9 protein-coding genes are annotated in these 11,810 nt (G+C 42.5%); 3 read left to right on the forward strand and 6 right to left on the reverse strand.

Features of this window, described 5'->3' with window-relative positions; genetic code table 11:
• Together AC1DRQ_RS25990 and AC1DRQ_RS25995 are read right to left on the reverse strand one after the other, a co-directional pair.
• Nucleotides 1–451, reverse strand: a 451-nt coding sequence (locus tag AC1DRQ_RS25990) for a thioredoxin family protein (RefSeq protein WP_477428209.1), incomplete at its 3' end; no start/stop codon positions are given.
• 91 nt (nucleotides 452–542) lie between these two features.
• Entirely contained in the window at nucleotides 543–2,351 is a 1,809-nt protein-coding gene (locus AC1DRQ_RS25995) for a DUF6600 domain-containing protein (protein ID WP_477428211.1), read from the reverse strand.
• A gap of 207 nt (nucleotides 2,352–2,558) precedes the next feature.
• Between AC1DRQ_RS25995 and AC1DRQ_RS26000 the strand changes: the two genes are divergently transcribed.
• Complete coding sequence (locus AC1DRQ_RS26000) at nucleotides 2,559–3,521, forward strand: isopenicillin N synthase family dioxygenase (protein WP_477428213.1); 963 nt, start codon at nucleotides 2,559–2,561, stop codon at nucleotides 3,519–3,521.
• 79 nt (nucleotides 3,522–3,600) lie between these two features.
• Here the strand turns inward: AC1DRQ_RS26000 and AC1DRQ_RS26005 are convergent, their stop codons facing one another.
• Nucleotides 3,601–4,563: a hypothetical protein gene (locus tag AC1DRQ_RS26005; RefSeq protein WP_477428215.1), complete on the reverse strand. Its 963-nt coding sequence runs from the start codon at nucleotides 4,561–4,563 to the stop codon at nucleotides 3,601–3,603.
• A 177-nt stretch (nucleotides 4,564–4,740) separates the two neighbouring features.
• Between AC1DRQ_RS26005 and AC1DRQ_RS26010 the strand changes: the two genes are divergently transcribed.
• Nucleotides 4,741–5,370, forward strand: a complete 630-nt coding sequence (locus AC1DRQ_RS26010) for a hypothetical protein (protein ID WP_477428217.1) — start codon at nucleotides 4,741–4,743, stop codon at nucleotides 5,368–5,370.
• Between the two features lie 53 nt (nucleotides 5,371–5,423).
• On the opposite strand, the gene AC1DRQ_RS26015 is transcribed toward AC1DRQ_RS26010, so the two are convergent.
• Together AC1DRQ_RS26015 and tilS are read right to left on the reverse strand one after the other, a co-directional pair.
• On the reverse strand, nucleotides 5,424–5,906 hold the full coding sequence (locus AC1DRQ_RS26015) for a hypothetical protein (protein WP_429398929.1): 483 nt from the start codon (nucleotides 5,904–5,906) through the stop codon (nucleotides 5,424–5,426).
• Complete coding sequence (gene tilS, locus AC1DRQ_RS26020) at nucleotides 5,903–7,240, reverse strand: tRNA lysidine(34) synthetase TilS (protein WP_477428219.1); 1,338 nt, start codon at nucleotides 7,238–7,240, stop codon at nucleotides 5,903–5,905. The genes AC1DRQ_RS26015 and tilS overlap by 4 nt, the downstream gene beginning before the upstream one ends.
• 51 nt (nucleotides 7,241–7,291) lie before the next feature.
• Between tilS and AC1DRQ_RS26025 the strand changes: the two genes are divergently transcribed.
• A complete protein-coding gene (locus tag AC1DRQ_RS26025; RefSeq protein ID WP_477428221.1) occupies nucleotides 7,292–10,018 on the forward strand; it encodes an OstA-like protein in 2,727 nt (908 codons plus the stop codon).
• A gap of 588 nt (nucleotides 10,019–10,606) precedes the next feature.
• Here the strand turns inward: AC1DRQ_RS26025 and AC1DRQ_RS26030 are convergent.
• Nucleotides 10,607–11,810, reverse strand: a 1,204-nt coding sequence (locus AC1DRQ_RS26030; RefSeq protein ID WP_477428223.1) for a chloride channel protein, incomplete at its 5' end; no start/stop codon positions are given.

Here is an 11,810-nt window from a genome sequence, read left to right on the forward strand (position 1 = left end):
CCTTTACACCAAACTTCACCAGGTCATCGGCTCCTATAAAACCTACTGTTCCCAAAACCGGCTTTCCTTTAGCATCAAAAATGATCATTGTTGGATAGGCGCGTAAACCCCATTGTGCTGCAAGGGCTGGCCCTTGTCCTTTTTCCATATCAATAGCAACATTAACAAAGTTACTATTATAAAAAGCAGCCACTTTATTGTTTTTAAATGTGGTGGCCTTAAGCATTTTACAAGGGCCGCACCAGGTGGCGTATGCGTCAACAAAAATATATTTGTGTTGAGCGGCGGCCTGTTTCAATGCCTCACTCCATGAATTTTCGATAAAATCAATTTGAGTTGATCGTTTAACAGTAGTTTTTGAAACACCCTGGGCTTTGCTATCAAAAGCGACTGAAAACAAAAATAAGATGATAAAAAAGGTAAAAGATCGTTTAGGAAATAGGAATTTCATAGGGTTTTGTGGCTCATATATGAATCATAAAAATAGCACATATAAACCGGATTGGTTTATATGTGCTGTGCTATTATAATTAAAATCTGTATTAATTATTAGGAGGCTGCGGTTTTGTCCGATGGGCATCCTGCTGTTGGCGTTGTTGCTGTTGCTGCTGACGCTGTGCTTCCTGCTGTTGCTGACGCTGAGCCTGTTGCTGCTGACGCTGTGCTTCCTGCTGCTGCTGACGCTGAGCCTGTTGCTGCTGCTGGCGTTGTGCCTGTTGCTGCTGACGTTGCTCTTCCTGCTGTTGCTGGCGTTGTGCCGCTTGCTGCTGACGTTGAGCCTCCTGCTGCTGCTGGCGTTGTGCCGCTTGCTGTTGACGTTGCTCTTCCTGCTGCTGCTGGCGCTGAGCTGCTTGTTGTTGATGCTGCGCTTCCTGCTGCTGCTGACGCTGAGCTGCTTGTTGCCTTTGCTCATCAGGCTGCTGTTGGCGCCTTACTGCCTGCTCTCTCTTTTGTTCTTCCTGTTGTTGCTGACGTTGCTGCAATTGCTGCTGACGTTGTGCATCCTGTTGTTGCTGACGCTGAGCTGCTTGTTGCTTTTGCTCATCAGGCTGCTGCTGGCGCCTTACTGCCTGCTCTCTCTTTTGTTCTTCCTGTTGTTGCTGACGTTGCTGTAATTGCTGCTGACGCTGTGCATCCTGTTGTTGCTGGCGCTGAGCTGCTTGTTGCTTTTGCTCATCAGGTTGCTGCTGGCGCCTTACTGCCTGTTGTTTCTTTTGTTCTTCCTGTTGCTGCTGACGTTGAGCTGCTTGTTGCTTATTTTGTTCTTCTTGTTGCTGCAGACGTTGCTGTTGAGCCTGTTTTACATCAGGCTGTCCGGTTCGTTGTCCTGAGCCTGTTGGCTGTGCAGGGCGTTGGTTTGCCGGTTGCCCGGGTCTTGCATTTGGCTGATCTGGGCGCTTGTTATCCGGTTGCCCCTGTCTTGATGGTCTGTTATTATTAACCTTTACTAAGTTGTTGTTATCGCTTTTTGCAACCTGTGCCAGTCTTGCGGCGTTACCACGGTTTACAGTTGCCTGTCCGCCAACTCTGTGAGCAATACCTTCATTAGGATGTTCCTTTCTGTATTCGGTTGCGTTCACTACCCTTGCAGGGCGCGCATCAGGTGTTCTTTTAATTTCAGGGCGATAAATATTAAGCCTGTTATTAGTAATGCTTGTTTCCCTGGTTGGCCTGTTTACATTATTAACCCTGTAAACTTGTACATTTTGACGGGTAACACGTCTAACCTCATCAACACGCGGTCCGGTTACGTAAGTGCGCTTATTGTAAACATAAGTATTGTTAATAACGGTGGTGCGGTTTATGATGTTAACTACCCGGGTATGTGGCACATAATAATTATAAATATTAGGGCGGTTTATATAAGCCTGCGGAGCACATACCCAATAATAATCGGGCACACGGTAACTGTTACCAAATGACAGGTCGATACTTATACCGGGTTGTAAAGGGGCCCATCCATAATAACCACCACCACTGCGCCAGTTAACCCAGGCAGGTGCCCATTCATGGCCAGGAATCCATTCCCATCCGTAATAATCGTCATAGCGCCAGCGGCCGTAGTGAAAAGTTGCCCATCCCCATGGGTAATCAGAAACCCAGGTGTTACCATAATCTGTTACCACCCAATGGCCACGTGTAGCGTAGGGCCTAAATCCATCTTCGGCATCTGGTATCCAAACGTTACCATAGGTAGGATCATCAACCCAGGTACCGTAAGGATCCAATTCATCATAAAACTCCTGGTCAGAAACATATCCACCTTCCTGTGCCCGGGTTTTATTTGGAGCGGCCAGCATTATTAAAAATGCTATTAAACTTAAACCGCATATTTTCTTTATAAATTTCATTTTCTATCAGGTTTAAAATGATTAATATACATAGGTATGACCAAAAAAATCCTAAAACGTTTAATGTAAAACATTTAAACCAAGAATTGTTTCGTTAGTAAATATTGTTTTGGCGTAGTTAGCAGGTCTTCATTTTTTTTATTTATACCTTGCATATGCTATATTAAAATTTAAATAATTTTACGTTTCATTATCCATACTATTACCATGAGCACAGTAAATATCCCAAGGCTTGATCTAAGCACTTATATAAATGGCAGCGCGGCCGACCGCAAGCAATTTTCAGATGATATTGGCAAGGCATTTAATGAAACCGGCTTTGTAACCATCACCAATCACGGCCTGAGCAAACAATTGATAGATGAGCTTTACGAACAGGTAAAGGCTTTATTTGCTTTGCCCGATGCCACCAAATCAAAATATGAAATACCCGGCCTTGCTGGTCAGCGGGGATATACCGGTAAGGGCAAGGAAACTGCCAAAGGATTTAAAACACCCGATCTGAAAGAATTTTGGCAGATAGGCCAAACTGTTACAGATGGCTCGGCCATTAAGGAGCAATATCCTGATAATATAGTAGTTGATGAACTGCCCGCTTTTAATACTACCACACGTGAAGTATATAAAAAGCTGGAAAGCGCGGGTACCCACCTGCTCAGGGCTATTGCGGTTTATTTAAATTTAGACGAAAACTATTTTGATGATAAGGTGCATAATGGAAACTCCATACTGCGCACCTTACATTACTTCCCTATCCTTGATCCTGATTCGGTTCCTGATGATGCGGTACGTGCCGGCGCGCACGAGGATATAAACCTCATTACCCTGCTTATTGGCGCAAGTGCCGATGGTTTGGAACTGCTTACCCGCGAGGGCGCCTGGTTCCCGGTTAAAGCCCATGGCGAAGATCTGGTAGTTAATGTAGGCGATATGCTGCAACGCTTAACCAACAACAAACTTAAATCAACCACGCATAGGGTAGTGAACCCACCGCGCGAGCTTATGAAAAACTCCCGTTTCTCGGTTCCGTTTTTCCTGCACCCGGTATCAGACATGGACCTTACCAGCCTGGAAACCTGCATTAATGCACAACACCCTAAATTATATCCAGACATTACTGCAGGCGAATACCTGGACGAGCGTTTGAGAGAGATAGGCTTAAAAATGTAAAAGATTCCCCATCGGGAAAGTAAAACGCGTCATGGCCTGTTGGTAATGACGCGTTTTTATTATAATATATTTTGAACGTTTAATTTTTGGCGATAGATGGTGCCGCCACTTTCCCTTCTACATGCACAGATATAACGCTTGCATGCGGCATACCCAATGTTGTACCAGGCATTACTTTCAGGTAATATTTAAGATAGCTGTTCATGATACTTTGTGAAATACTTATATATGATCGCTTAGCATCCTTATCTCCCATAAAGTCAATCAGTGGTATCCGGTAATACATTTGCCCCTTATTATCAACATATACCGAAAACGAATAATTAAAATCCTGATACGCTTTATTAATAGTAATATCAAACGTAGGATCAAGATAATCATCTGACGAGTCGAAATTGTTCATAATGTCGGGCTTAGTATGCCACTGCTTTATGGTTACCAAAGGACTTTTACTTATTAATTGAACTGGCTGCCGGGCAGCGAATGCTTTGGTAATATTTTTATTAGCCTTTACTACCAATGATTTTACAAATAAAGTATCCTTACGGCTGGGATGCCTGAGTGTAGCTGTATCGGTATGCAAAACGTTCTTTACATAATTATCGGCATAAAAAAGCATATAAACCTTAGCACCCGAAATATCAATAGAGTCGCCCCGGGCCTTGAGTATCTCCATCACGATGCTGTCTTTACTCATCTTTTTAATTTTGAGCCATGACCGTGCGGCGTTAAAAACAGAATCATAACCGCGGGTAAGCGGAAAGTTGATGAATTGTTTTTTTGTGGGGCTGTAAATGCTCACCGAATCGTCAGAAACAAACTGTAGCTTCCATTGCGGCTCCAGCTGGTAACCATATTCATTAAATGACAGGCCGTTTAGCTGGCGTCTGGCCACCTCGCTGTAACTTATGCCATTAAATGATTTAAACGATATAAGCTCCTTTTTACTATTGCTTGAGCTTGCATTATTACAGCCTGTATAAATAATAGTAACTATGCCCACCAGTATTAATGTAATGGCATTTATTGTTTTTGGGGTCATTTTAAACATTGCGGCTTAAAGATATACATTTCGATAAACTGATATAAATAGATTTAAGTAAACAATGTTTGATATAACATAAACTTTACAATGCAATAAATTTTGGATTTTAATTCTTTTCTATGATTATGAAGCCGTTGCAAATGTTTTAGCATCTTCGCATCAAAATTTATTAAAATGAAAAAAACCTTAACTCTTATCATTATTTGTCTTATTGCTTTTAAGGCGTCTGCACAAAAACAAATTTTTGAAAGCCCTAACTTGAAAACGGCTATCAAAACCCAAAAAACGGTGGCTATTTTACCATTTGTAGTAAGTATCACTTATAAAAAACAGCCCAAAGGATACGACCCCGCTGCTAATAAAGCAGAGGAATTAAAATCTGGGAAATCTATCCAGGCAAGCATGTATACTTATTTGCTTCGCCGTGTTAGCGATTACACTGTTACTTTCCAGGATGTAGAAAAAACAAATATCCTTTTGCTTAAGAACAAACTTTTGGATAGTCTTGACTATCATACCAAAGATGAAATAGCCAAAATACTGGGTGTAGATGCCGTAATTTATGGATCCTACTCACAGGCAACTACCAGATCAGAGGCCGGAGCAATTGTTACAACCGCGCTATTTGGCTTTGGGGGTAAAACAGGTAATGGCATTATTACCATGCAGATAGCCAACGGGACTGATGGAGAAACTTTGTGGAGGTATACTAAAAGCATGAACGAAGGTTTGCTAACATCTACAGACGATGTAATTGAAAGTCAAATGCGGAAAGTTTCCAGAAATTTCCCCTATATGAAATAAGCATTACCAAGCAACAATTGATAAAATGGCAGTAGGGGAACCTGCTGTCATTCCTATTTTTTCATTTCGTCCTGTATCGCTCTTAAAAATTCATTGGCATGCTGAGAGCCGATGATATAGAGCAAGCCATCCCTGTCGGTTAAATGAATAGCATCATTACCGGCGGCATAAAAGCGGATAGTTCCTTTAGTGTGCAGGTTATATACCGGGTTGTTGAACAGGTAGCGGCTATATGATCCCTTTTCAACTTTCACAATACTGTTCAGGTCAATTTTTACCAGGCGGGCAGTCCATAAACCATTAAGCAGTATACTTTTATTTTCAACACGGGTGCCAAAATGAAGCAAAAACCCCATGATAATGGATATGATGATAATAGCAAAACCAACCACCACCAGCAGGTCGCCGTTGCGTTCACGCTCATCAGTAAAAAAATAGGCAGCAAAGCAAAACATGGCCAAAACCAGGCGTATTGTAATAGGTATAAATTCCCGGCCGAGATATTGTTTTTCTACAAAGGTGGTTTTATCGCTCATCTTAATTTATACAATTCGAAGATAGTAACTTTTTTAGTGTTATTGTTTACTTTATACCTTTCATCGGGCCGATAACCCCCAACCCATATCACATCGCCATTGCCATTTACCAGCAAAGGGATTTCATTTTTTTGATGTAGCGCGATCTTTTGTCCGATAAAAAAATCACTTAGTTTTTTCCGTCCTTTCATGCCCAGGGGATAAAAATAATCACCCTCCTGCCAGGCCCTCAACGTTAAAGGAAATATCAATAATGCCGAATCAATAGATACCGCCATTGGGTTGTCCTTAACAATCAGCGGGCTATCATCATGCAATAAATTCAACTTGTAATTGCCGTAATGTACCTCGTGGGTTTTCTCGGCAATAAGCACAACTCCCGGCTCCCCGCTTGTTCTTTTTTGCAGCACCAGCCTATCGCGGTCAAGTATCAATATAAACCTGTCTGATTCAAACACCCGCCCCGAATGTTTATCCAATACAGATACCAGATCATCAACGGAGGTTTCATTAAAACCGTATTCCTGTAATAACTTAAACAGCAATAAGCGCACTGGGTTTAATTGCTTTACCTCATCAAGTAATAAATATATACCATCGGGCCCGTGTTTAATTAAGGTTTTCCTTAAGCCATCCACCTGGTTTTCGAGCAGTATTTCCAGGTCGCGGAAGTGTTTCAGGTTGCTTTCAAAAGTTTTTTCGAGGCTTGGGTTCAGCTCCTTTAGTTTAGGTATCACCTCCAACCGTATTTTATTGCGGGCATACTTTGTCGAAACATTGGAGCTATCTTCTACATAAGTTAAATTGTTATCGGCAACAATGGTTGCTATTTCGTCGCGGTTTAAAAATAGCATGGGGCGCACCAACCGGCCATTTTTGGGTAATATACCATGCAGCCCAGCAATGCCGGTTCCACGGGTGAGGTTTAACAATATTGTTTCAATTGTATCGTTTTGGTGATGTGCCAGCGCAACAAGCTGGTAGTCTGATTGCTGGCAAACGGCATCAAACCATTGATAACGCAGTTCGCGCGCGGCCATCTGGATAGATACCTTATTATCTGCCGCATAATTCCGGGTATCAAAATTGATGGTATGGAAAGGTACACGAAGTTGATTAGCCAGGCTATTGCAAAATTCCTGGTCGCGCAGGGCTTCGTCATCGCGCAGCTGAAAGTTACAATGGGCGATGCCAAAGTTAAAGCCGGCAGCTTTTAATAAATGGGTCATTAAAACAGAATCCATGCCACCGCTTACTCCAGCTAAAATTTTGCTGTTAGGCGTAAACAAAGTATTTTGTTCAATAAAACGGGCAAACTGTTTAACTGGTAGCATTCACCAAAATTATTAATTTAATAACCCCAACAAAAAACTAATTTTGCCAACGTGAGGAAATATGTTTTAAGCTTTTTGTTATTGATGTTAGCGGGCGCTGCTATGGCCCAAAAGCAAAAAAAATCAATTGTAAATTTAATACAATCAGAAAGCAGTACGGGTACTAAAATTAAAGGCCGCGATGTAATTAAGGTATATAAAGGCACATTTAAGCAAGATTTTTCTACCTTACGGTCTGATAGTGCCTACTTTTACCCGCAGGATAATGCCTTTGACGCCTTTGGTAATGTAAATATAAACCAGGGCGATACGCTGAACATTTTTTCGGATAAGCTGAATTATAATGGCAACACGAAGCTGGCCATATTAACCGATAATGTAAAAATGGTTGATAGGGACGCCACACTAACAACCAATTACCTTACCTATAATACAGCCACACGCATAGGTACCTACACCAGTGGCGGCAAACTGGTGAATAAGGATAACGTGCTCACCAGTAAAAATGGGTATTACTTTGCTAAGTCGCGCGACTCCTATTTTCGTTATGATGTGGTGCTCACTACCATTGATGCCATTATTAAAAATGATACCCTCAGGTATAATACAGGCACCCGGATCGCCTATTTTTACGGGCCTACCAATATTTACGGCAAAAAAGATAAGGATACCTTGTATACCGAAAACGGTTTGTATAACACCGTAACCGAGCAGGCATTTTTTGGCAAGCATAATTTGTATAAGCAGGGCACCAAATCATTAAAGGGCGACAGTTTGTTTTACGACAGGCTAAAAGGATACGGCCGCGCGGTTAAAAACATCACCTTTAATGATACCGAACAGAAAATAACACTCAAAGGCGACCTCGGTACCTATTATAAGGCCGATGAGCGTACCGTGGTTACACAGTATGCCTATGTGGTGATGATAACCGAACAAAAGGATACCACCAAAACAGATTCGGCTATTGCTAAAGTTCCTCCAACCGACCCTAAAAAAATTAAAGTGCCTCCTGGCTCTATAAGCGTTACCAATATGGCAAAAATGGCACAGGACCTTAAGCCTAAAGGGATAGTAAATAAAGCTGATTCTACAAAAGCGGATTCGGCCATTAGGGCGCTGGCTGTAGAAAACAAAAATGTAAAAATACCAACTGATGCTAAAAATTTCCCCAAAGTAATAAGCAAGGCAGATTCTGCAAAAGCTGATGCGGCTGTAAGGGCACTTGCTAATCAAAACAAAAATGTAAAGCCACCTGCTAATGCTAAAGACATCACTAACATGGCAAAGATGGCAGCAGATCTTAAGCCCAAAGTGATCAATAAGGCCGACTCTGCAAAAGCAGACTCAGCTGTTAGGGCGCTGGCTTTGAAAAATAAAAATATTACGCTCAATAAGGATAGTAAAAAAGTACCTGCAGATACCGGCAAGCAGCCTGAAAAAATAAAGCGCGATTCGATATTCATGACCGCCGACACGCTTGAAACCCAGATCATGACCTATAAAAACCTGAAGATATACCAGGAACAACAGCGTTTGTTGCATTTCAGGGACACTTCAGAATTGGGCCTGAAACTGGCTGTTTTAAATGCAAAGCTTAAGGGAATGCCAACAGTATCATTGCGCATCCCCAAGGATACCACTTATTTACACCCTTATATTTTCGGGAAGCCTAAAGTTGATTCAACACAGATAAAAAAAGATGTGGTAACCGCCTTGCGAAAAGCAAAACAGGACAGTGTGCGGCGGATAGCCATGAAAAAAGATCCGGTTTTTGCAACCCGCGAGTTTAATATTAGCGATACGGCCAGGGTGCGGATATTAATTGCACATCATCATGCCAAAATATTTAAATCGGATCTGCAGGGCAAGGCCGACTCTATTTTTTACAGCAACAGCGATTCAACCATACGGTGTTATGTTAAACCGATGTTTTGGACAGAAGGCTCACAACTTTCGGGCGATACGGTTTACCTGCAGATGCGCAACAAGAAACTGGATAATATAGAGCTTTTTCCATCCGCCTTTATTGTTAATATCGAAAAGGACGATTCCGTCCATTTTAATCAGTCATCGGGCAGAAAAATGCGGGGCTTCTTTAAAAACGACAAGCTCCATAAAATGTATGTAGCTGTAAATGCCGAAAGTATTTATTTTAAGCGGGATAGTGGCAAAGTTGCCGGTATGCAACGATCACTCAGCAGCCGTATCAGCTCTACTTTTAAGGATAGCAAGGTGTCAGATATCACGTTTTTAACCAAACCCGAAAACAGGTATATACCGATAAATAAAGTATCGGATGATGATAAGGTGTTGAAAGGCTTTATCTGGAAACCCAAGGACAGACCGGTGTCGAAGGAATCCATTATCCCATCGCGGCATAAAAAAGTATCGGCAGTAAAACCGTCGCCTAAAGAAAAACCTGATAGTTTAACTAAAGCCAAGACAGATAGCCTGAAAAAGCTGGGCAAGGATACAACACAGCTCAAAACAGATAGCCTGAAAAAACCAGGCAAGGATACAACACAGCTCAAGACGGATACCTCCAAACCGCAACCCGTTAAAACTGCAAAAGACACGGTAAGCAAAGTGGGTGCAGGGAAATTACCTGCAATAAAGGCAGTTAAGGATACAACAAGCAAAGCTGGAGCGGTAAGTTTGCCATCAATAAAAGCCATTAAGGATACCACCAACAAAACAGGCACAGGAAAGCCGCAGGATAATATAAAAGCCGTTAAGGATACAGTGAAAAGTCCGGCTAAAAAACCGGGCAATTAGTTGGATTAATACATCAAAATCACTTGTCATCCTGAGGAACGAAGGATCTATTTAGCGATTAGATTTTTCACTACGTTCAAGAAATAGTTCTTCGTTCCTACCCATGACGTGTTTATTTTTAGTTCCCCTCTTGAGAGGGGGCGCGTAGGAATCGGGGTGGCAGGGGTGTGTTTATACGTGCGATGAAAAGGACACACCCCTCCACCCCTCTCAAGAGGGGAATAGCCCATCATATGACAAAAGGGTAGCCCACTACGGGGCACACCAAATTTTTACAATTATTTTCTACAAATATGTAGTCCCTACGGGACATGAAATACAGCCACATTTGCAGCTTAAATTATTGCTCTATGTCCCGTAGGGACTACATATTTGTAGAAATAAAATCAAAAGGTTTTTTGCCCCGTTAGGGGCTACACCTCTTGAATTAGTATAGATGCTGTCTTTTCATAGGCTATTACTCTCTCAAGAGGGAAACCACACAACCCTCCGCTTCCTTCGTCATTTAACCTTTAGATATTACTGGTTTTTATACCTCAGAATGACAAGCCTGTTATTTGCTTTGTTCTAATGAAGTGATCTGTGCCCTCAACTTTCCTTTTTCCCTTTACCTCCCAACCCGTACTTAGCTGCCTTTTTTTGCACATAGCTCTGCCTCCGGGCGCCGGCTTCTGACAGGGTAGCCGAATCTGAAAAGCGGGTACCAGATACTTTTGGCACTGCGATACGCTGCGCACTGTATATACCTGAATGCCCGCTGAAAAAGTAGGCCGTAAAGCAAGCCACCGCGAAAAACAAGGCATACTGTCCGCCAAAAAGCTCCACTCCCATAAAGGTGCAGGCCAGCGGTGTGTTTGTTGCCCCCGCAAAAACTGCTATAAAACCTAATGCAGCAAAAAGGCTTACCGGTGCATTCATCAATACCGATAAGGTGTTACCCAACGTAGCGCCGATATAAAAAAGCGGGGTAACCTCGCCTCCTTTAAACCCGGTGGCCAGCGTAACTGTGGTATAAATGGTTTTCCACAACCAGCTCCAGGAATCAGCGCCTCCGGCATGAAAAGCTGATGGAATGGTAACTGTCCCCGCATGTTCCGGATCAATGCCTAAACTTAGGTAATCCGGTTTTCCAATAAGGGTGGTAAGGCCAATAATGATGAGTCCGCCCAATACAGGTATAAGCCAGGGTAAGGATACCCGTTTAACAAAAAAGGTTTTAATACTATGCACCATAATGGCAAACAGGTAACTGGCCAACCCAAACGCTACAGAGGCAATAATAATTTTAAAGAGCAGTACAAAATCAAATGACAAGTAGGCCGAAAACCAATGTGGCACAGCAGCAAAAGCGTCAATATGATAAGCGGTATGATGAACACCCCATGCAGCTACAGTTACATCGCCAACAATGCTGGCTATAAGGCAGGGCAGCAAGGCATCGTATTGGATTCGCCCAATGGTGAGTACCTCCATGGCAAATATGGCCCCGGTTAAGGGTGTGCCAAAAACAGCACCAAAACCCGCTGCCACACCAGCTATGAGGATAATGGCTGTATCTTTTTCGTTCAGTTTAAACCATTTGCCAAACATTTGGGCTATGCTGCCGCCAATTTGCACAGCTGTACCTTCGCGCCCTGCCGAGCCACCAAAAAGATGGGTGATGATGGTTGTAATGAGCACAATGGGGGCCATGCGTTTAGGTACGCCGCAGCCTGGGGTATGAATTTCGTCAATAATAAGGTTGTTCCCTTTTTCGGATGATTTACCTATCCATTTGTAAATAAAATGGATC

It is taken from the genome of Mucilaginibacter sp. P4_E8 (assembly GCF_056401495.1).